Source organism: Rhodococcus sp. NKCM2511 (genome assembly GCF_014905595.1).
GTDB lineage: Bacteria > Actinomycetota > Actinomycetes > Mycobacteriales > Mycobacteriaceae > Rhodococcoides > Rhodococcoides fascians.
Window position 1 is genome coordinate 222,171 of sequence record NZ_BNHJ02000004.1, and the last position, 20,707, is coordinate 242,877.

Here is a 20,707-nt window from a genome sequence, read left to right on the forward strand (position 1 = left end):
GCACACCCCGCGCCGGCCAGCACAATGTTCGCGACGAGGGCGATCGCCCTGCGCCCGCTGCGGCGCGCGACAATCAGTCGCCCGCTGCCCGAGCACGGTGCCGTCGGGCCTTCATCTTGTTGCCACACGTGGCCATCGAACACCACCGCGCGGTGCCCGCACGGGAGCGATCCAGGAGAAACAGGCGGCACTCGTCATTCGCACACGGACGCAGTGCGCCGGGAATAGTCTCACGAATCTCCGCCCAGGCCAGCACTATTCGCGCAGCCAGTCGGCGATCCTCGGCTACCTGCAGATTCCAGTCCAGCGCGTCATCGGTCAGCACCGGCACCCGCGAGAGGCCATCCAAGTACGTTCTCAGCGACGACGGTGACGCCTCACCCCGCACCACCCGCTGAAGGTCGTCACGCACAGCGCGACACACCCGAAGCTCCTCGGCGCTTCCGGTCCCGCCGCGTGCACTCAGCCAGTCTCGGCCGTCGGCGTCGCCCGCCAAGAGATCGATCGGCTGATCATCCACGACCGGTGTGGTGTTGAGCAGGTCGATCAGCAGCGCTTCGTCGATCGCCCGTGCTTCCGCGGTGTCCATGTAACCATCATAGACCGCTTGACAGGTTACGGCCAGTGTGGTTCCGTCATGGGAGTAACCACATCAACTACCTATAGGGGTTATTCATGGTCGCCGTTCATCACCACACCACCACCGTCGACGGACTCGAAGTCTTCTACCGCGAGGCCGGCAATCCCGCCGATCCCACCATCGTGCTGCTGCACGGAACACCCTCGAGCTCTTTCATGTTCCGCCACCTCATCCCGTTGTTGGGCAAGCATTTTCACGTGATCGCACCCGACCTCATCGGCTTCGGATACTCGTCAGCTCCATCCGTCGACAACTTCGACTACACCTTCGACACGCTCACCGCGGTGACCGATCACCTCCTCGAGCAGCTGGGTCTCGACCGGTACGCGATCTACACCCAGGACTACGGCGCACCCGTCGGATGGCGTCTCGCCCTCAGCCATCCCGATCGCATCACCGCCATCGTCACTCAGAACGGAAATGCCTACGAGGAAGGGTTCGTCGACTCGTTCTGGGCTCCTCTATGGACCTACGCGAATAACCGCACACCGGAAACCGCGGCTCCGCTGCGCGAAGCGCTCGAACTGGACGCGGTCCGATGGCAGTACGTCCACGGTGTCTCCGATTCGACGCTCCTGAGTCCCGACGCTTGGATCCACGACCACACGCTACTCACCCGCCCCGGCATCGACGAGATCCAACTGCGGCTGTTCGCCGACTATCCGACCAACGTCCGCCTGTATCCCGCGGTACAGCGCTACTTTCGCGATTGTCGTCCCCCACTCCTTGCTGTCTGGGGCAAGAACGACGAAATCTTCGGACCCGACGGCGCGCGCGCGTTCCTGCGCGATCTCCCCGACGCGGAAATTCATCTACTGGACGGGGGCCACTTCCTCCTCGAAAGCCACCTCGACGACGTCGCCACCCTGATCACCACCTTCCTGCACCGATCTTCCGGGGCGCGACACGCAGCCTGATAGAGAACTTGTTCTCGATTCCGCACCAGTTGTTCCCAATAGCCATGTATGCCAACAGCCTCGGAGAAAGGCCAGACGTCGTGCGAGCAGATGACGACCACATGCCGAGCCAGTGGCATCCAGGGGAGGAGACGATGCACCGTCTTCTGCAGGTGCCGTACGAGGACAACCCCACTGTCCCAGGGCTGCCCGCCGCATACGGACCCTGGATGAGCCGGAGCCCACTCGTGGCGCTGGGGACGATCGGCGTCGACGGCCGTGTGTGGACAACGCTGCTCGGAGGCGCTCCGGGAACAGCAACCGTGGCCGCGGACAGTGTTCTCCGAGTGAGGTTTCGGACCCGGCTCGAACCTCGCCCCGCAGATCCGGGCGCTCACTGGACGGGTACCGACCCAGTGCTCGAGGGTCTCGTGGGCGACGAAGCCACGAACGGACGAGGAAGGCTGGTCTCGGGCCTCGTCATCGATCTCGAGCAAAGGGGCCGGGTCAAGATCGCAGGACGGCTGCACGACGGGATGGTGATGGAAAGGCGAACGAACACAACGCCTTCGGAGACCAGCGAACCTATCGACGTACAGGTGAATGTCGCAGTCGACGAAACCCTCGGAAACTGCCCCAAATATCTGAACAAGCGGGCCATAACACCCTACGCATCATCTCCGCAGTTGATCACCGATTCACTCCCGCTACCAGCCGACGCCCTCGCCCTCATCGGCAGATCCGACACGTTCCTCATCTCCAGCCGACACGGTGCCCACAGCATGGACACCAACATCCGCGGTGGGGCACCAGGATTCGTCCGGATATTCAGCAACTCCGACACGGAGGGCGTGACCCTGGTGTACCCGGAGTACTCGGGGAACCGCCTCTACCAGACGTTGGGAAACATCACTTCCGACCGGGCAGTGGGACTCACCTTTCCCGATTTCGACACCGGCGACATCCTCTACCTGACGGGACGCGCAGAGGTACTGATCGGAGATGCCGCTGAAAGCGTTCTGCCACATAGCAGTATGGCTGTACGGATCGATATCGAGGCAGTGCGCTTCGTAAGAGAGGGCCTTGCATTCCGAGGCACGCTGCTCGACCCGTCGCCGTACAACCCGCCGGTTCGAAGATTGGCCCGCGAGGTCGGAGATTCGGGCCGGCGGCCCAGATCAGCGGACAGAATGCTTGCCTCGCTGATCCACAAGCTGCCGATCACACCGACGATATCGCGCTACACATTCCGGCTTTCTCCGGGCGAGTCGTCGACGCCGGTGCGATGGAGTGCAGGGCAACACGTCACCCTCGACTTCTCGGATCGACTCGATCGTGGCTGGTCGCACATGCGCGATCATGACCCGAGCTCCCTCAACGACGACTTCATCAGAACGTTCACGGTGTCCAGCGAACCGAACACTTCGGGCAGCAATGTATTAGAGATAACCGTTCGGGAGCACGGACCGGTCAGCCGCCTGCTGTCGCGGTGGACTCCAGGGTCGGACCTGGCCGTCCATGTCATGGGCTTCGGCGGCGAGGACGACACCAGATACGCCGATACGCAACCCGATACCGACGACGTAGTGGTCGTGGCATCGGGGATCGGGATCACGCCCTTCATGGCGCAGGCGCATGCTGCCCACGAATCCGGACTCGCGCTGACCCTGCTGTGGAGCATCCGCGCAGAGGACCTGGCTCTCGCCGTCGACGTCATCGAGCAGGTCGGCCACTTGGGGATGGCGATCGCGGTGTTCATCACCGGACAGTTGGACACCGACGGGCATGCCAAGGCACGCACTCTCGAACAGCTCCGAGCCCGGACATACGTACGACGAATGACCGAGTCCGACGTCAAAGCCGTAGGCCACGTCGGGCGAAGGCAGTTCTATGTGTGCGCTGTGCCTCCTCTACACGCAGCAGTTCTGGGGTGGTTGGCCGGTGAGGACGTCAGGTTCGAGGCGTTCGACTACTGAACGTTGCATCCAAGAACGCGGCCTCTAGAAGGGCGGTGCTGCCGTGTCGTCTGTCTCCGGCTGTTCGTTGTCCGGTGGGTCGGGGTAGGCGATGATGCCGGATCGTCGCGGTTTGGTGGGGATACAGGGCCGGAGGTCGTTGCCGAGGATGGGTACCGCGGTTCCGTTGGCGGGCAGGGTGATTCGGGTTGTCTTCGAGGTGGAGGTCCATAGGATGGCACCGCCGGGGAGCATGACGGCGGTCCAGTAGCCTGCGGTTTTGACGCTGTGATGGTATTCGCAGAGGCATTGGAGGTTGTTGACCGTCGTCCAGCCGCCGCCGAGGGGATTGGCGTGATCGAAGGCGATGATGTGGTCGAGTTGGCAGCGTGCCGCGGGTCGGTGGCAGCCGGGGAAACGGCAATGGCGGTCGCGTAGCCGGACTGCCGCGGTGGTGAGGGCGTCGGGCCGGTAGATCAGGGCTCGGTCGGTGAGGGGGTCGCGCCCGACGGACTTGCCGAGGGTGGGGTCGGCGGCAATGGCGGCTTCGAGGGCTGCGGCCAGGGATGCGTTGCCGAGATAGATGCCGGAGGAAGTGCGCTGTGCGGTGCGGCCTGCGGGGCGGATCGTCGGGTTGTCGGGGTGGACCGCCGAGGATAGGTCGAGGGCAGAGCTATGCCGTGTGCCCCTGCCGACGGGTGTGTGAGTACAGAACAGGGCTGCAGCGGAGGCCAAGGCATTCCGACGTCGTTGCCGGTACTGGATCTCGTTGTAGTCGGTCGGCTCAGGCGGTGTCGGGGTTGGCTTCGAATGCGATTCTGCGGCAACCGAACCTGAACCCTGGCCCGGCCCTGCGCCGGGATGCGGTCCTGGGTCCGGTAGGGACGGTGGCGGTACCGAAGGTGGCGGTATCGACGGTACTGGCGCTGCTGTGTTCGTTGCAGTGCCAGTGCCAGTGCCAGTGCCAGTGCCAGTGCCAGTGCCAGTGCCAGTGCCAGTGCCAGTGCCAGTCCGCGTTACTCGCGTATCCGGTTCCGCGTTGGTTTGTGTCGCGTCGGGCTCTGCCGCGTCAGCCTCTGTCGCGTCAGCCTCTGTCGCGTCAGGCTCTGCCGCGTCAGGCTCTGCCGTATCGGGCTCTGCCGGCTCGGGCTCTGTCGCACTCGGCTCGGCTGTGGTTTCTGCTAAGCGTTGTTCCCATTCCCCGGTTTCCGGGTTCTGCACTGCCAGTCCGAGTTTTTCTGCCAGCGTCACCGCCTCGGTGAGCAGGACCTGCCAGTGACTGTTGCGCGCCAACTCCCGCGCGAGGTCGGGATCGATGGATCCGTGCCCGGCCAGGTACGCCGGGTTCGCGAGCAATCCGATCAGCGTCGCGATATCGACAGTGACCATCGTCAACGGCACCCGACGGTCCGGCAGCTCTGCATCTTTCTTCGGGCAGTCCTCACGTTGACACAGGCATTCCAGCCGGGGTTCTCCGTGCATCCGCGCCATGAAGGCGTCACACAGCCGATCTTGTTTGCCGCGTGGGTCTTTCGGGCAGAGCGTGTCGGCCATTTCCTCCAGGAGCTGCCATGCGGCCGCCGCTTCGGGGGCGGTCAATTCTGCTCGGATCCGGGCCAATTCGCCGGCCGGGGCGTAGGAAACATTGCGGAACTTCTTCGCGAACTCGCGTAGTGCAGCTGCTTCCTCTGGCGCGACTCGCAGAAGAATGTCCCAGATCTCCTTCTCCAACGGCCCCGGTGACGACCGTCGGGCCGCCTCGACGATCTCGTCCTCGACCGACCTCACGATGTCGTCCGAGAGGTTGTCGAGGATCCGGCACACCACCCTCACTCGCGGAAGGTCGATCTCCCCAGCCTCGAATGCCTTCTTCACCAGCGGCAGTCGAGTGTGCAGGGCGACCCCGACCGAGACATACGCCTCGGCGACCGTCGCCGAACACCCCAACGCCACCGCCATCTCGGTGCGCCCATACCGGCTGTAGTGCTTGTGCTTGGTGTCGAGAGTGATCCAGCTCCGATGGACGTCGTAGCACGCGGAAATCTTGCGAGCCGCCAGCCGATTCTCTTCCCGCGCAGCAGCGGTCAACGCATCCAACGACACCGTCGGTATCGCCATCTCTTCACCCCCCAGTGAATCGAAACAAGAACGCATGTTCGAACTGAAAGAAGAGTATCCCGACCCACCGACAAGAACGCCGGACCGGTCGAACCCCAGGTCGTCGGACCGACGCGGCGATGATCGCGTACCCGAGCCACATCCCCCGAATACTCGACAACGCCTATCCTCGGTACGTGCCCACCCTCTGCACTTCATCGACGAGTACCACGTGACCGGTTCGGCAGTGGCGTGGCTCGAGAAGTTCCAGATCCCGCTGTACCTACTGGCGTTGGCCGTCGGAGTTGTTGTCGGGTTGGCGGCACCGGCATCGGCTCCCGCATTCGAGATCGCCATCAATCCGGTGCTGATCGTCTTGCTCTACGCGACGTTCCTCGCGGTTCCGTTCTCCGCCATCGGTGTATCGCTGCGCGACACGAATTTCTTGCTCAGCGTCGTGGTGCTCAATTTCGTGCTCGTTCCGATCGTCGTGTTCGCACTGACCCGGTTCGTTGCGAGTAACGAAGCGGTGCTCGTCGGGATACTTCTGGTGCTGTTGGCTCCGTGCATCGACTACGTCATCGTTTTCAGCGGGTTGGCCGGGGCGGCATCGGAACGACTTCTCGCCGCTGCTCCGTTGCTGATGCTGCTGCAGATCGCGTTCTTGCCGCTGTATCTCTGGTTGTTCGTCGGACCCGACCTGGTGAAGATCATCGACGTCGCACCGTTCGTCGAGGCGTTCGTCCTACTGATCGCGCTGCCAATGACATCGGCTGCGGCAACGCAATGGTTGGCACGACGCACACGCCTCGGCACTCACATCATGGACGCCATGGCAGCGGCGATGGTGCCGATCATGATGGCGACCCTCGCAGTCGTCGTCGCATCTCAAGTCGACGCAGTCCGCAGCGAGGCATCTCAGCTGATCGCAGCAGTGCCGATCTTCGTGGCGTTTCTGGTCGTCATGGCCGTCGTGGGACTCGCGACGGCTCGGGTCACCCGCCAGGACGTGCCCGCGACCCGGGCTTTGATCTTCTCCGGGGCGACCCGGAACTCGCTGGTGGTGCTGCCTCTCGCGCTCGCGCTGCCGCCGGCTCTTTCCCTCGCCGCAGTGGTCGTGGTGACGCAGACGTTGGTGGAGCTGATCGGCATGATCGCGTACGTCAGAATCGTTCCTCGCCTCGCACCGGCGACCTAGACTCCGAACATGACCGAACCCACGCCATCCGACCTGACCGCGCTACGTGCACGGGCTGCGGGCGGTGACCAGGACGCGATCGACGAATTGGTGGAGCAGGGCACCGTCGACGACCTGCGTTCACTTGCCGCAGCCGGCAACAGCGACGCCGTCGACATGCTCGTCGAACGCGCCGGAGAGCGCGAGGACCGCGACGAACTGCAGCGACTGGCAGCCGGCGGAAGTCAGGATGCCGCAGACATTCTCGAAGAACTGGACGGCTAGATCGGATCGGGACGGGTGCCCACCTGCAGGGTGAGCCGATGCGCGGCGTCGAGCAGCATCTTTCCCAACTCCCGACGTCTGTCCTCTCGAAACCTCGTTTCCACACCGGTCAGACTCAACGCCCATGCCGGCCTGCGGCCGCGGTCGAACACCGCTGCTCCCAGTCCCCAGCTGCCTTCCACGAGCAACGCCGGGTTGACGGCGTAGCCCGAGGACCGCGTCAGCTCGATCCGGTGGCGAATGGCCGTTTCCGAATGATCGGCTCCCCACTCGGGCACCAGATCGACTCCGTCGAGGTAGTCGTCGACCTCGCGGTCCGGGAGATGAGCGAGAACGGCCAAGCCTGCGGAGGCCACACCCAGCGGTAGTCGGATGCCCTCGTACAGCACATGCGACCGTAGCGGGAAGCTGCCCTCCACCCGAAGCAGACACACCGTCTCGCCACCTCGACGCGCGGACAGGAACGCGCTCTCGCCGCTCCGCATTGCCAAGTCCTGCACGATATCTCGGGCCTGATCGGTGACGTCGTAGCGCAATGCGGCCATGGAACCGAGGAGATAGATTTCCGGTCCCAGTGCCCACCGTCCGGTCGCCGTATCGCGGTCGACGAATCCTTCGTCGGCCAGTTCCGTCAACAGCCGATGCGCCGTCGGGCGCGCAACGCCAGCAGACCTCGCCAACTCGGTGGTCGAGGTACCGGCCGCCTCCGCCGCACTGGCGGCACGCAGCAGAGCACACACTTTGGCGATGACGCCTGCGTTGGCATCGAGTACGGTCACCGCACCACTGTACGTCCGCTGAGTGAACGCCAACGCACTTCATGTTCGACAATCGAGCAAAATTTCTCAAACCAGCCACGTTGCCCGCTGGTCGAGTTCACTGGACCCATCGTTTGCTCAACGAACACATCAGGAGTTCACGTGACAGGAAAGACCTACGACTCCGCAGCCGACGCGGTGGCGGACATCGGTAGAGGAGCGACCATCGCGGTCGGCGGCTTCGGCCTGTGCGGCATCCCCGATGCCCTCATCGAGGCCATCGCTGACACCGACGCGGACGAATTGGAGGTGTTCTCCAACAACTGCGGCATCGACGGCTACGGATTGGGAATCCTGTTGGCAGCCGGACGTATTCGCCGCGTCACTGCGTCGTACGTCGGCGAGAACAAGGAGTTCGCCCGGCAGTACCTCGCCGGCGAACTCGAAGTGGAGCTGACACCGCAGGGCACGCTCGCCGAACGTCTCCGCGCCGGTGGCACCGGCATACCCGCTTTCTTCACCCCCGCCGGGGTCGGCAGCCCCATCGCCGACGGCGGAATGCCGTGGCGCTACAACGTCGACGGTTCCGTCTCGATCGAGTCACCACCCAAGGAAACACGGGTGTTCGGCAACAAACGCTACGTGCTAGAGGAGGCGATCAACGCCGACTTCGCTCTCGTGCACGCCGAGATCGGCGACACCGCAGGCAATCTCGTTTTCGACAAGACAGCGATGAACTTCAATCCGCTGGCAGCGATGGCGGGCAGGATCACCATCGCTCAGGTGGAGAAACTCGTCGAGCCCGGCGAAATCGACCCGGCCCAGGTGCATCTCCCCGGAGTGTTCGTCCAACGTGTCGTACATACCGGTCCACAGGACAAGCGCATCGAAAAGCGCACCGTCAGTTCAGGAGTTCGAGCATGACCGCAGGATGGACCCGAGACCGGATGGCCGAGCGTGCGGCGGCCGAGATGGTCGACGGCGAATACGTCAACCTCGGCATCGGCTTGCCGACGCTGATCCCGGGCTACCTCACCGACAAGGTGAACGTCACTCTGCATTCGGAGAACGGCATCCTCGGCACCGGCCCCTACCCCACCGAGGACGAGGTCGACGCCAACCTCATCAATGCCGGCAAGGAGACCGTCACCGTCAATCCCGGTGCGTCGTACTTCGATTCGTCGCTGAGCTTCGGCATGATCCGAGGCGGCCACATCGACACAGCCGTTCTCGGCGGCATGCAGGTCTCCCGTAACGGCGACCTCGCCAACTGGATGGTCCCCGGCAAGATGGTCAAGGGCATGGGCGGCGCGATGGACCTGGTACACGGCGCCAGGCGCGTCATAGTGGTCATGGAACACACCGACCGCGACGGCAATCCGAAGATCCTCGACGCGTGCACCCTGCCGCTGACCGGCCAGGGCGTCGTCGACCGCATCATCACCAACCTGGCCGTCATCGATGTCGTCGGCGACGGCACGCTGAAGCTGGTGGAACTTGCACCCGGGGTGACCACCGAACAGGTCGTCGCCGCCACCGGATCAACCCTGAAGCACTGAAGCTCTGACAGCCGTTCGAACAACACTGTGGGCCCGAACGTCCGAAGACGTTCGGGCCCACAGTGTTACGTTCTAGTCCGGAATCATGTCGAACGTGTCCGGATTCGGACCGTTCCGGCCTTCCTCGCCCTTATCGAGTGCAGTGATCGCATCGACGTCGGCCGAGCTCAGCTCGAAGTCGAAGATGTCGAAGTTGGCCTTCACGCGCTCCGGAGTCACCGACTTCGGGAAGATGATGTTGCCACGCTGAATGTGCCAGCGCAGCACCACCTGTGCGACGGATTTGCCTGTGGCGTCGGCGATTCGCTTCAGTTCCACGTCGTCGAGAACGTTGCCCTGAGCGATCGGCGACCACGCCTCGGTGGGGATGGCATGCTCGCGACCGTAGGCCCACACGTCGTGGTTGACGAAGTACGGGTGCACCTCGATCTGGTTCACCGCGGGGACCGTCTCGGTCTCTTCGGCGAGGCGATCGAGGTGAGCGGGCTGGAAGTTCGAGACGCCGATGTTGCGGGCCCGGCCGTCGGCGGCGAACTCCTCCAACGTCTTCCACGTGGAGACGAAGTCGCCGTCGTACCGGGTGGGCAGCGGCCAGTGAATGAGGAAGAGATCGACGTAGTCGGTCCCGAGGTCGCTGAGCGTCTTGTCGAACGCCGAGCGCGCGTCGTCGGGCCGGTGGAAACCGTTGTTGAGCTTGCTGGTGACGAACACCGATTCGCGGTCGATGCCGGAGTTACGAATGCCCTCGCCGACCTGCTTCTCGTTGCCGTACATCTGCGCGGTGTCGATGTGTCGGTAGCCGATCTCGAGCGCCGTTTCTACGGCCTTCGCGGTCTCGTCGGCGTCGATCTGAAAGACGCCGAAACCGAGCTGGGGAATCTGCTTGCCGTTTCTGAGCGTGACGTTGGGTACCTGAGTCATATCGCCGGGGTGCCCGCCCACTGTGGCCTTCAAACCGGGTGGAACAATGCCATCGTGATAGTGCAGCGCATCCGGCGCGTCGTAGACGGAGTTGCCGAGAAATTCGGTCGGTCCACCTCTGCTCTGACAGCTCCCGAGCGCAGTTTCGATCCGGGGCACCCATGGTTCCTGACCGCGCCCGAGCGGGGCAACGACGACACCCGAATTTCGGCCTGGACCGAGGGCAATCGCGTCGAGAACCTCGTGCACGGCAAGACGTACTTCGCGGCACTCGCACGGGCCCTCGAGCAGACCGAGCGCGACGATCTGGTGCTCTTCACCGATTGGCGCGGGGACCCGGAGCAGCTGCTCACCGACGACGGCGTGACCGTCGAGGATGCGCTGGCCGCCGTCGCGCACCGCGGTGGCGTCGTCAAGGGCATGGTGTGGCGCTCCCACATGGAGACCCTCGGTTTCACCGGTCCGAAGAACCGCAAGCTCGCGCTGCGGCTGGAGGAGGCGGGCGGCGAGGTCATTCTGGACCAGCGCGTGCTGGTCACCGGAAGCCACCATCAGAAGTTCGTGGTCGTGCGGTACGGCAGGAAAGATCTGCCCGACGTCGCTTTCGTGGGCGGTATCGATCTGGCCCGTGCTCGACGCGACGACGCCGATCACTTCGGCGATCCCGTCTCGCGCCCCTTCCCGCCCGAGTACGGCGAGATTCCGGCGTGGCACGACGTGCAGGTGCAGATCGAGGGCCCCGCAGTCCGGGATGTGGAGGACGTCTTCCGCGAACGGTGGGAAGATCCCGCGGCGCTCTCGCGTCTACCGTGGCACGCCATTCCCGATTTCCTGCGCGGAGTCACGCGCGAACCGTCGGAGTTGCCACCCGCTGCCGCCGCCCCGGAGCCGCAGGGCACGTGCTCGGTTCAGCTGCTGCGTACCTACCCGCGTCGACGACCCGCCTACCCGTTCGCGACGAGAGGCGAGCGCAGCGCGGCCCGCGCATACGCCAAAGCCCTCGACCGTGCGACCGAGCTGATCTACATCGAGGACCAATATCTGTGGTCCGTCGACGTCGCGCGCGTGTTCGCCGCGGCACTGCGCCGCAAGCCGAACCTGCGGCTGGTGGTGGTGGTCCCCAAGCACCTCGACGACGACAGCAACTTGACCATTCCCTCTGCGCTGCTGGGACACTCGGCGGCGCTCGGGGTCATCCGCGCAGCCGGCGGTGACCGCGTATTGGTACTCGACATCGAGAACGACCGTGGCATACCGGTATACGTGCACTCGAAGGTCTGCATCATCGACGACGTGTGGGCGGCAGTGGGGTCGGACAACTTCAATCGCCGCTCCTGGACCCATGATTCGGAGCTGACCGCGGCCATTGTCGACGAGCAGCGCGACGATCGGGCACCGCTCGACCCAGCAGGCCTCGGCGACGGCGCCAGAACCCACGCGCGCAACCTGAGACTCGAACTGATCCGCGAACACCTCGGGCGGGCCGACGGCGACGACGCCGACCTCGTCGACCCTCAGCAGTTCTTCGACGTGGTCTCGGCGAGCGCGACGGCCCTGGACAACTGGCACCGCAACCCGTCCGCGAAGCCCCGGCCCGTCGGCCGTCTGCGAATGCACGAGATCACGGTGCCGCCCGTCTGGCAGCAGCGACTTGCCGCACTCGCCTACCGGTTGTTCGTCGACCCCGACGGTCGCCCCATCGGGATGCGCCTGCGTCGCCGATTCTGAGTCCACGTTTTCGAGTTGTAGCTGTTTCGGACCTGACATATCGGGCATTCGCTCACGATGTCCACCTCCTCTCGCGCACCGAGCGCGCTCGTCTTCGCGCCGTCCCCACTGCTGACGGTGACCCTCGACGCTGCCCCCAACGGCAGTACCGAACTGCACGTACACGCGGGAGGTCAGGGTCACTGGATCGCCAGGATGGCGTCGGTGCTGGGTCTCGATGTCACCCTCGCCGGGGTGTTCGGCGGCGAGATCGGTGCCGTATTGCGGGGCATCGTCGAGAGCGAGGGCATCTCCGTCGTCTCCGTCGATATCGGCCAGGAAAGTGGTTCCTACGTGCACGATCGGCGTAGCGGAGAGCGTGAGGTGCTGGCCACGGTCGATCCGCCGCCGCTGGCCAGGCACGCGCTCGACGATCTGTTCGGCGCAGCTTTGGCCACCGGTGCCCGCAGCGATGTCGCAATTCTCGGTGGTCCGCACGCCGACGACATCGTGCCGCCGGAGGTCTACCAGCGGCTGAGTGCCGACCTGCGCGCACTGAAAGTCCCGGTGGTCGCCGATCTGTCGGGACCCACCATGCTGGCCGCCCTCGCCGGCGGTCTCACGGTGCTCAAGGTCAGCCACGAGGACCTCATTGCCGACGGCGGAGCCGAGTCCGAGGACCCGAAGCACCTGATCGATGCGATGCGAAAGATGCACGACGACGGTGCCGAGGTGGTTGTGATCTCCCGAGCGGGAGACCCCGCCCTGGCGTTGGTCGACGGGGACGTGCTCGAGATCGTCACCCCGGGTCTACAGATGGTCGACCACCACGGCGCAGGCGATTCGATGAGCGCCGGGATCGCCGCCGGAATCGCCCAGGGAATGTCGATGCCGGAGGCGCTCCGCCTGGGCGGCGGCGCGGGCACCGCCAACGTCACCCGCCGCGGCCTCGGTAGCGGCCGGAAAGACCTGGTTCTCGGACTCACCGAATCGGTCGACGTGCGTCCGTACGGCAAGGCGGGCAAGAAATGAGGGCGCTGATCACCAACGACGACGGTGTGGACAGCGCAGGCATCGCGCTGCTGGCGCGGGTCGCGCTCGACGCCGGCCTCGACGTCGTGGTGGCCGCTCCCCACGAGGAACGCAGCGGTGCCAGTGCATCGTTGACGGGGATGGGCGTCGACGACCACCTCGGTATCGAGCGAACCGAGATCGCAGGGCTGCGCGGTGTCGAAGTGTATGCGGTACAGGCCTCACCGGCCCTCATCGCGTTCGTCGCCACCCGAGGGGCCTTCGGCGATCCACCCGACGTGGTCCTCTCCGGTATCAATCACGGCCCCAATACCGGTGCGGCCGTACTGCATTCGGGCACGGTGGGCGCGGCGCTGACCGCCCTGACGCACGGGGTTCCCGCCATGGCGCTGTCGTCGCTCGCCACCCGGCCCTCGCACTGGGACACCGCCGAACACGTCGCGCATCTGGCGGTGACATGGATGATCTCGCACCTGACCGTCGATGCCGTCGTCAACGTCAACATTCCCGACGTTCCACGGTCGGATTTCGCCGGGATCGTTCCGGCCTCGCTGGCTCGATACGGCGCGGTGCAGGCCGAAATAGGCGATCGCGGAGAAGATTTCGTCACCGTCCGGTTCGACGAGATCCACGCCGAGGACGACGACTCCGACGCCTCCCTACTGGCCCGGAGCTGGGCGACCGTCACCGCGCTGCGTCCCCCGAGCGAGGTGGACAGTATCGATCTGTCGACGCTGCGTGAGTGAGCTCGGTGCGGTGGAGCCGAATGTGTCGGTGCCCTCGGGCACACTGGGAACCATCACCGCACATGCCACGGACCTAGGGGGTCACCGCACATGACGACAGATACCGATTCCGGATCGTTCCGCAGGCTCCACTCGCATGGCGTAGTTCCACCGTTTCTGCTCGAGCGTCTGCAGGGAGCCGGTGCCCGCGCGACTCTGCTGGCCGACCGCGAGATGCGGGCGGGCCGAGAGGTCGTCCAGGCCCGTACCGCTATCGCACCGCGGACCGGCGGAACCCTCGAACGCACCATCTCCGATGCGAAAGCGACCCGCGACCTCCCGGGTAAGCAGGTTCGCGCCGAGGGTGAGGATCCCACCGGCGATGCTGCGACCGACGAGGCATACGACGGTCTCGGTGCCACGTATGCGTTCTTCGACGAGGTGTACGGCTACTCGAGTCTCGACGGCAGCGGCCTGCCCCTCGATGCGACGGTGCATTACGGCCGGGACTACGACAACGCGTTCTGGGACGGCTCTCGCATGGTGTTCGGCGACGGTGACGGAGAGGTGTTCGCCCGCTTCACCGTTTCTCTGGGCGTCATTGCACACGAGCTCGCGCACGGTTTCACGCAGTACACCACCCCGCTCGAATACAAGGACCAGGCCGGCGCACTGAACGAGTCCATCTCCGACGTGTTCGGTGCACTCGTGGAGCAGTACACCGCGAAGCAGAACGCCGAGGACGCGTCGTGGTTGATCGGTGAAGGCCTGTTCCTGCCCGCGGTGCAGGGCAAGGCGCTGCGCTCGCTTCTCGAGCCCGGCACCGCGTACGACGACGATGTACTCGGCAAGGACCCACAGCCGGCGAGCATGGACGACTTCGTCGTCACCACCGAGGACGACGGCGGTGTGCACATCAACTCGGGCATTCCCAACCGCGCGTTCGCCGTCGCCGCAACCACTTTGGGTGGCCCGGCGTGGGACCGCGTCGGCCAGGTCTGGTTCGACACCATGACTGTCGGGGGTCTGGCACCGACGGTCGACTTCGCGGGTTTCTCCGCGGCGACGCTGCTCGCAGCGCAGAAGCGATTCGGTGCCGATTCCGACGTCGCACGGGCCGTGGCCACCGGTTGGTCTACCGTGGGAGTTCAGTCAACACGGGAGCCGAGCGACGATCGGGTGTGATCGAGGGGCATGAGCCTGCGCATCGAGGTACTGCGAACCGGCGGGATCGCCGGGATGTCCAAGCGCGGAGTGGTCGAGACCGACGAGCCGGAATGGCAGTCGCTGGTCGAGGCTGCGCGCCCGTACCTCGCTGAGCCGCCCCCACCCGAGCCGGCCGAGTCGCAGGCCCGCGACACCTTCGTGTGGAACGTGTCGGTGGGCGAGCAATCGTGCCGGGTCGGCGATTCGGCCCTGACCGGGCCGCTACGCGACCTCGCGGAGCGCACACTCCGCGAGGGTCGCGTCAGGTAGTTCAGCAGCTCGGCTCAAGCTTTCCATTCCGCGGAGCGTTCCGGGGACGCCTCGGCCAACGCCTTCACCGTGTCGTCGACGCCGAAGTCCTTGCCGTACACCGGGGTTCCCGGCTGCTGACGCCAGGACTCGGCCAGGGAACCGGCATCGACCGGATCGAAGCCGAGCTCGTCGATCACCGAGAACACCAGCTTCTTCGACTCTGCGTCGTCCCCGGCGATCGGCAGCGCGATGCGCTTGTCGGTTCCGGCAGGAACACCCTTCTCGAGCAGGTGCTTGTACCAAATTCCGTTGAACGCCTTGATCACCGGCTCACCGAGCTGCTGCGACACCCATACGCTCTCGGGTGTGCCGCCTTCGATGTCTTCGATCAGACCGTCGCGCTGCTGCGGGTAGTAGTTGTTCGTTTCGATGATCGGCGCTCCGGGCTTGCGTGAGCCGGCGATACCGGCGGCGAGGTCGGGCACGTTCTTCTGCGGGATGCTGAGGATGACCAGGTCCGCATCCTGCGCCGCGTCCGCTGCCCACACCGCCGTCGCTCCGGTTTCCGACGCCAGCTCCGCCAGAGTCTCCGGGTCGCGTGAGTTCGAGAATCGAATCTCGTGACCGAGCGCCGTCAACCGGCGCACGAGCGTTCCACCGATGAATCCACTTCCGATGATGCCAATTTTCATGTCCGGAACAAACGATCAGGGACTCGATCTATTCCCGTCAGGGAGCGACCGCGACCTTCGATCGAGGCCGCCCGAACTTCATCGCCTTGTCCACGAGCTTGCCGTACCGCAGAACCGGCAGGTCACGGAAGTAATTCATCCGCAGCTTCCATGGGGTTTCGCTGCCCTGCCTCGGGAAGTTGTCCACGGCCCGCAGCACGTAGCCGGCGGCGAAATCGAGGAACGGCTCTTCGTCCACGGTCGGGTCGCGTTCGAGCTCGACGGTGCTGTATCCGTTCTCGTCCATGTGGGCGAGCAGGCGCATGACGTAGTTCGAGACCATGTCGGCTTTGAGCGTCCACGACGCGTTGGTGTACCCGACGACAAAAGCGAAGTTGGGGATGCCGGTGAGCATCATGCCCTTGTACGCCATGGTGCTGGGCAGATCCACGTCTCTACCGTCGACGCGGAAGGTCGCGCCACCGAGTGCGGACAGGTTCAATCCCGTTGCAGTGACGACGATATCGGCGTCGAGGTGCTGACCGGACTTCAACTTCAGGCCGGTCTCGGTGAAGCTGTCGATGTGATCGGTGACGATCGAGACCTCGTCCTTGCGGATCGAGCGGAACAGATCGTTGTCGGGCACCAGGCACAGGCGCTGATCCCACGGGTTGTACGACGGGGTGAAGTGGGTGTCCAGGTCGTACCCCTTCGGCAGCCATCCCTCCTGCATCTTCCGGATCCGCTTCTTCATGAATTCCGGGTACTTCTGGCTCAACGTGAAGATCAACATGGCCATCGACACGTTCTTGAGCCGAGTCACGCTGTACGCCAACTTCTTCGGCAATCGCTTCCGCAGTGTCTGCGCAATCGGATCCTTCGAGGGGAGCGAGAGGATGTAGCTCGGGGAGCGCTGCAGCAACGTCACGTGCTCGGCCTCACGAGCGAGGTTGGGAGCCAGCGTGATCGCCGTTGCACCGCTGCCGATGACGACGACCTTCTTGCCCGCGTAATCCAGATCCTCGGGCCAGTGCTGCGGGTGGATCACCTGCCCACCGAAGTTCTCCTGGCCGACGAACTCCGGGCTGAAACCCTTGTCGTAGTTGTAGTAACCACTGCAGGAGAACACGAACGACGCGGTGATCGTGACGGTCGCTTCATTTGGGTCGTTCCTGCGGGCTCCACTCCTGTCGGTGTCGCTGCGCTGCGCCGTGACTGTCCAGAACTGCTGCTCGGACGACCATTCGAGGGCGACGACCTTGTGGTGGTATCGAATGTGCTTGTCCACACCCGCTTCTCGTGCGGTTTCGACGATGTAGTTACGGATGTCGGAACCGTCGGCGATGGACTTCTCTCCCGTCCACGGCTTGAAGCTGTACCCGAGGGTGTACATGTCGGAATCGGAGCGAATACCGGGATAGCGGAACAGATCCCAGGTGCCACCGATCGCCCCGCGGCTTTCGAGGATGGTGTACGTCTTCCCGGGTAGATCGTGCCCGAGGTGACGCGCGGCCCCGATCCCGGACAGGCCGGCGCCGATGATGAGGACATCGACGTCGGGGGTGGTCAGTACGGCAGTCATGAGCAACGATTCCTTCGGTGGGGGGTCAGCTGATTTTGTTGCGTGCGCTCTCGGACCTACCGAGACGCGCTACTTCTTCGTCCATCTTGGGCAGGATCGTCGGCACGTGCGCCAACATGCTTCGATCGCCTACGCGCGAGGTGATGACGGCCTTGAACCAGGACGCCGCACCCACCCACCGCGGTACGTAGACGCGGCGCTTGCGCTTGGCCAGGCCGTCGACGAACGCATCCACGCACTGCTCGACGGTCATCGTCTTCCCGAGGGGGCCGGGCAGTACCGCGAGCAAATCCTGGAATGCCGTGAGATCGGACTTCGCGTCCTGGACCATCGGGGTATCGATCCAGGCCATGTGGGCCGAGCCGACGTCGACTCCTCGGTAGTTCACTTCCAGCCGAAGCGCATTGGCGAAATGCTCGGCAGCGGCCTTGCTGGCGTTGTACGCGGCCAAGCCGGGGCACGGGGTGAACGCGGCCAGCGAGGAGACGACGAGGATGTAGCCGTTGCGTTCGATCAGCGACGGCAAGGCAGCGCGGACGGTGTTGAACACGCCCATCACGTTGATGTCCATGACGCGCTGGAACGTGGCCGGGTCCACCTGCAGGATCGATCCGTAGCTGGCGATTCCCGCATTGGCGAGCACCAGATCGATGCCTCCGTAGGCCGCGATGCCGCCGTCGACGGCGCGCTGCATGTCGTCCAGATTTCGGACGTCGGCGACGAACGCCTCGGCCTTCAGCTGCGTCGCGACCTCCCGCAGCGGAGCCTCGTCGACGTCGACGAGTACCAACTTGGCTCCACGGCCTGCCAACGCACGTGCGGTCTCGGCACCGATTCCTCGTGCCGCGCCTGTGATCAGAACGACCTTGTTCCGGAGCGTCGATGACGCCATGTCTCCCCCTCGATCGAGATGCATTCCTGCGAACACTTTGCATCTGATACCGAGCGGTGTCAAGATCTGTCTGTGACTACCCATCACAGTGACGTCGGCAGGACGTATCGCGGAGCTCCCCCGCAGCAGCGGCAGCAGGAGCGTCGAACCCGGCTGCTCGATGCCGCCGTCGAAGTGTTCGGCACCACCGGGTACCGGACGGCGACCGTGGAGAAGGTCTGCAGCGAAGCGGGGCTGACCAAGCGCTACTTCTACGAGTCATTCACCAACAGCGAAGAACTCCTGATGGCCACCTACGCCCGCGCCACCGACGCTATGCGCGAGAGCATCCTCGCCGGAGCGGGCTCGGAAACGGAGTCCAGCGAACAGGTGCTCCGTGGAGCCCTGACCGGCTTCTTCACGTTCGTCGCCGAGCAACCGAAGTCCGCTCGTATCGCCTTCGTCGAAATCCTCGGCGTATCCCCCACCGTCGACGCGTTGTACCGCAAGACCACCACCTCGTTCTCGGCGACGGTGCTACAGGTCGCCGACACCGTAGGGTCCAGCCGAGGCCTGGCCGGGCCGAACCGTAAAACGCTGGCGATGGGCCTGGTGGGCGCGGTACTCACCATTGCTCAGCAATGGTTGCTGTCCCCCGAACGCGAACCTCTCGACTCCGTGATCGCCAGCGCGCACACCATCCTGGCCGCCGTCGTGTTCGGACGCGTCGACGGCTGAGCAGCTGTCATGCTCTGCTCTGCAGCGGCTCCACCGGTTCGTCCGAGGTGACGCGTTCACCTGATTTGACGACGACGACACCGAGCAGAATCAGTGCGCCACCGGCCAATTGGATCGGTCCCGGAGCCTGGCCGAGCAGCAGCCACGCAAACACAAGCGCTGCAACAACTTCCATCAGACCCATGAACGACGCCAGCCGCGAGCCGAGGCGTCGGCCGGCCGCAATTCCGAGCACGTACGCCAACGCGGCGGTCACCACACCCAGACCGATGATCGGAACCCACCACGGCACAACGGCATCGACGAACGTGACGTCGGTCAGCGGAGCCGCGAACGGGACGATACCGACCAGCCCGGCGGCGAGCAGAATGAGTCCACCCGCCAGCAGACCGCCCCCGGCAAGCACGATCGGTGGCAAGCCGTTGCTCTCGTCGGCGGAGAGCACCCAGTAGACGGCGGCCCCCGCCATCGCACCGAGCGCCCACAGCACGCCGACGCTGTCGACGTCCGCGCCGGAGATCAGGTCGAGCACGAGCACCAGTCCCATTGCGGCCAACAGCGCACCGACCAGCGTCAGCCGACCCGGACGCTGCTGGTGCCGAAACCACATCCAGCCGATGACGGCTACGGGCGAGGTGAATTCGATGAGCAGTGCGACACCCACGTCCATTCGGCCGACGGCGTTGAAGAACGCGAGCTGACAACCGGCCACCGCGAAGGCACCGTAGGCCACGAGCAGCTTCCAATTCTTGGCCAACAGGCCCCAGCGTCCACGCAGCGCGAGAATCGACGGAATCAGCAACACCGCTGCCGCGAGCAGGATGCGCGCAGTCACGGCGGCACCGGCGGTCCAGCCGGCATCGAGCAGGCCTTTGGCCAACGAGCCGGAGAGCCCGAACGATGCCGCGGACAGGAGCGCGAACCCGAGCCCCGAGAGTCGACGCGACCGTGCCGCAGCGTCGTGTGCAGCTGCGCGATCCACCTGCGCGTCATGAGTGTAAGCCGTCATGACATGTGACAGTAGGGAGTGAATTGGTAAGGTGTCAACATGCTTTTTGCTCATGACGCAGAACTGTCGCTTCTGTCCGCCGTGGCATTGGTCAATTCCGCCGAAAACCCGGACACGCTGACCACCCGTGAGGAGCTGGCCGAGTTCTTCACCGACCAGGGCTACTCCGGACGGTTCGACGGCGACGACGCCGAGCTCGAGGCGGTGCGGGCGCTGCGTCCGACCCTGCGATCACTGCTCACCAGCAGTCGAGACGACGCCGTGGTCGAAGTAAACCGCTTGCTCGCCGAATCCTCGGCCCTGCCCCGACTTGTCCGGCACGACACGCTCGACTGGCACATCCATGCCGTCGCCGACGACAGTCCGCTCGCAACCCGCATCGTCGTCGAGACAGCGATGGCCATGATCGACGTCATCCGGGCCGACGAACTCTCGCGTTTCGACGTCTGCGCCGATCCGGACTGCAACGGGCTGGTTCTCGACCTCTCCCGAAACCGCTCTCGCCGCTTCTGCAGCACCACCTGCGGCAACCGCGCGGCGGTCGCCGCGTACCGCGCACGCAAGGCCCAGTAGCACCGCGGGGCTTAGACGACCGGGTTTCGGGTATTCGGCGACGGAACTTAGCG

Annotated in this window: 21 protein-coding genes; 13 read left to right on the forward strand and 8 right to left on the reverse strand. The window is 64.8% G+C overall.

All coding sequences use genetic code 11. The features are described 5' to 3' along the window. Positions 1–73 precede the first annotated feature (73 nt). Positions 74–589, reverse strand: a complete 516-nt coding sequence (locus JLZ96_RS23100) for a CGNR zinc finger domain-containing protein (protein WP_094642896.1) — start codon at positions 587–589, stop codon at positions 74–76. A gap of 86 nt (positions 590–675) precedes the next feature. Here JLZ96_RS23100 and JLZ96_RS23105 point away from each other — a divergent pair, with 86 nt between their 5' ends. Together JLZ96_RS23105 and JLZ96_RS23110 are read left to right on the forward strand one after the other, a co-directional pair. Beyond that, positions 676–1,557: an alpha/beta fold hydrolase gene (locus JLZ96_RS23105; RefSeq protein WP_094664850.1), complete on the forward strand. Its 882-nt coding sequence runs from the start codon at positions 676–678 to the stop codon at positions 1,555–1,557. A gap of 134 nt (positions 1,558–1,691) precedes the next feature. Further along, positions 1,692–3,512, forward strand: coding sequence for a pyridoxamine 5'-phosphate oxidase family protein (locus JLZ96_RS23110; protein WP_201011357.1), 1,821 nt, complete (start codon positions 1,692–1,694; stop codon positions 3,510–3,512). Positions 3,513–3,536: 24 nt separating this feature from the next. On the opposite strand, the gene JLZ96_RS23115 is transcribed toward JLZ96_RS23110, so the two are convergent. Next, complete coding sequence (locus tag JLZ96_RS23115) at positions 3,537–5,609, reverse strand: HNH endonuclease signature motif containing protein (RefSeq protein WP_201011358.1); 2,073 nt, start codon at positions 5,607–5,609, stop codon at positions 3,537–3,539. A gap of 211 nt (positions 5,610–5,820) precedes the next feature. Here JLZ96_RS23115 and JLZ96_RS23120 point away from each other — a divergent pair, with 211 nt between their 5' ends. Beyond that, positions 5,821–6,786, forward strand: a complete 966-nt coding sequence (locus JLZ96_RS23120) for an arsenic resistance protein (protein ID WP_236254217.1) — start codon at positions 5,821–5,823, stop codon at positions 6,784–6,786. Positions 6,787–6,795: 9 nt separating this feature from the next. Then, positions 6,796–7,050: a hypothetical protein gene (locus tag JLZ96_RS23125; RefSeq protein ID WP_032364511.1), complete on the forward strand. Its 255-nt coding sequence runs from the start codon at positions 6,796–6,798 to the stop codon at positions 7,048–7,050. Here JLZ96_RS23125 and JLZ96_RS23130 read toward each other — a convergent pair. Beyond that, positions 7,047–7,829 (reverse strand): IclR family transcriptional regulator, encoded by a 783-nt coding sequence (locus tag JLZ96_RS23130; protein ID WP_032373878.1) that lies wholly within the window; start codon positions 7,827–7,829, stop codon positions 7,047–7,049. The genes JLZ96_RS23125 and JLZ96_RS23130 overlap by 4 nt on opposite strands. 141 nt (positions 7,830–7,970) lie before the next feature. Between JLZ96_RS23130 and JLZ96_RS23135 the strand changes: the two genes are divergently transcribed. Together JLZ96_RS23135 and JLZ96_RS23140 are read left to right on the forward strand one after the other, a co-directional pair. Further along, complete coding sequence (locus tag JLZ96_RS23135; RefSeq protein ID WP_032391321.1) at positions 7,971–8,732, forward strand: CoA transferase subunit A; 762 nt, start codon at positions 7,971–7,973, stop codon at positions 8,730–8,732. Then, positions 8,729–9,367, forward strand: coding sequence for a 3-oxoacid CoA-transferase subunit B (locus tag JLZ96_RS23140; RefSeq protein WP_032373830.1), 639 nt, complete (start codon positions 8,729–8,731; stop codon positions 9,365–9,367). Before JLZ96_RS23135 ends, JLZ96_RS23140 begins: the two co-directional genes overlap by 4 nt. A gap of 72 nt (positions 9,368–9,439) precedes the next feature. On the opposite strand, the gene JLZ96_RS23145 is transcribed toward JLZ96_RS23140, so the two are convergent. Continuing rightward, entirely contained in the window at positions 9,440–10,288 is an 849-nt protein-coding gene (locus tag JLZ96_RS23145; protein WP_201011359.1) for an aldo/keto reductase, read from the reverse strand. Between the two features lie 54 nt (positions 10,289–10,342). On the opposite strand from JLZ96_RS23145, the gene JLZ96_RS23150 reads away from it, so the two are divergent. The 5 genes from JLZ96_RS23150 (at position 10,343) to JLZ96_RS23170 (ending at position 15,228) form a co-directional block, all read left to right on the forward strand. Beyond that, complete coding sequence (locus JLZ96_RS23150) at positions 10,343–12,016, forward strand: phospholipase D-like domain-containing protein (protein WP_094715252.1); 1,674 nt, start codon at positions 10,343–10,345, stop codon at positions 12,014–12,016. A gap of 57 nt (positions 12,017–12,073) precedes the next feature. Further along, positions 12,074–13,027, forward strand: a complete 954-nt coding sequence (locus JLZ96_RS23155) for a 1-phosphofructokinase family hexose kinase (RefSeq protein WP_201011360.1) — start codon at positions 12,074–12,076, stop codon at positions 13,025–13,027. Beyond that, positions 13,024–13,773: a 5'/3'-nucleotidase SurE gene (gene surE / locus JLZ96_RS23160; RefSeq protein WP_201011361.1), complete on the forward strand. Its 750-nt coding sequence runs from the start codon at positions 13,024–13,026 to the stop codon at positions 13,771–13,773. The genes JLZ96_RS23155 and surE overlap by 4 nt, the downstream gene beginning before the upstream one ends. A gap of 90 nt (positions 13,774–13,863) precedes the next feature. After that, a complete protein-coding gene (locus JLZ96_RS23165) occupies positions 13,864–14,937 on the forward strand; it encodes a M4 family metallopeptidase (RefSeq protein WP_048316658.1) in 1,074 nt (357 codons plus the stop codon). Between the two features lie 9 nt (positions 14,938–14,946). Further along, the gene (locus JLZ96_RS23170; RefSeq protein ID WP_027494430.1) at positions 14,947–15,228 is read left to right on the forward strand and encodes a protealysin inhibitor emfourin; all 282 of its coding nucleotides are present in this window, start codon (positions 14,947–14,949) and stop codon (positions 15,226–15,228) included. Positions 15,229–15,242: 14 nt separating this feature from the next. Here the strand turns inward: JLZ96_RS23170 and JLZ96_RS23175 are convergent, their stop codons facing one another. The 3 genes from JLZ96_RS23175 to JLZ96_RS23185 are packed head-to-tail and all read right to left on the reverse strand — an operon-like array spanning position 15,243 to position 18,355. Continuing rightward, a complete protein-coding gene (locus JLZ96_RS23175) occupies positions 15,243–15,902 on the reverse strand; it encodes an NADPH-dependent F420 reductase (RefSeq protein ID WP_201011362.1) in 660 nt (219 codons plus the stop codon). Positions 15,903–15,939: 37 nt separating this feature from the next. After that, the gene (locus JLZ96_RS23180; RefSeq protein ID WP_201011363.1) at positions 15,940–17,463 is read right to left on the reverse strand and encodes an NAD(P)/FAD-dependent oxidoreductase; all 1,524 of its coding nucleotides are present in this window, start codon (positions 17,461–17,463) and stop codon (positions 15,940–15,942) included. A 25-nt stretch (positions 17,464–17,488) separates the two neighbouring features. Further along, on the reverse strand, positions 17,489–18,355 hold the full coding sequence (locus tag JLZ96_RS23185; protein WP_032364730.1) for an SDR family oxidoreductase: 867 nt from the start codon (positions 18,353–18,355) through the stop codon (positions 17,489–17,491). Between the two features lie 72 nt (positions 18,356–18,427). On the opposite strand from JLZ96_RS23185, the gene JLZ96_RS23190 reads away from it, so the two are divergent. After that, positions 18,428–19,072, forward strand: a complete 645-nt coding sequence (locus tag JLZ96_RS23190; protein ID WP_201011364.1) for a TetR/AcrR family transcriptional regulator — start codon at positions 18,428–18,430, stop codon at positions 19,070–19,072. A gap of 7 nt (positions 19,073–19,079) precedes the next feature. Here the strand turns inward: JLZ96_RS23190 and JLZ96_RS23195 are convergent, their stop codons facing one another. Beyond that, the gene (locus tag JLZ96_RS23195; RefSeq protein ID WP_032373824.1) at positions 19,080–20,081 is read right to left on the reverse strand and encodes a DMT family transporter; all 1,002 of its coding nucleotides are present in this window, start codon (positions 20,079–20,081) and stop codon (positions 19,080–19,082) included. Positions 20,082–20,120: 39 nt separating this feature from the next. Here JLZ96_RS23195 and JLZ96_RS23200 point away from each other — a divergent pair, with 39 nt between their 5' ends. Then, complete coding sequence (locus tag JLZ96_RS23200; protein WP_032386031.1) at positions 20,121–20,654, forward strand: CGNR zinc finger domain-containing protein; 534 nt, start codon at positions 20,121–20,123, stop codon at positions 20,652–20,654. Positions 20,655–20,707 lie beyond the last annotated feature (53 nt).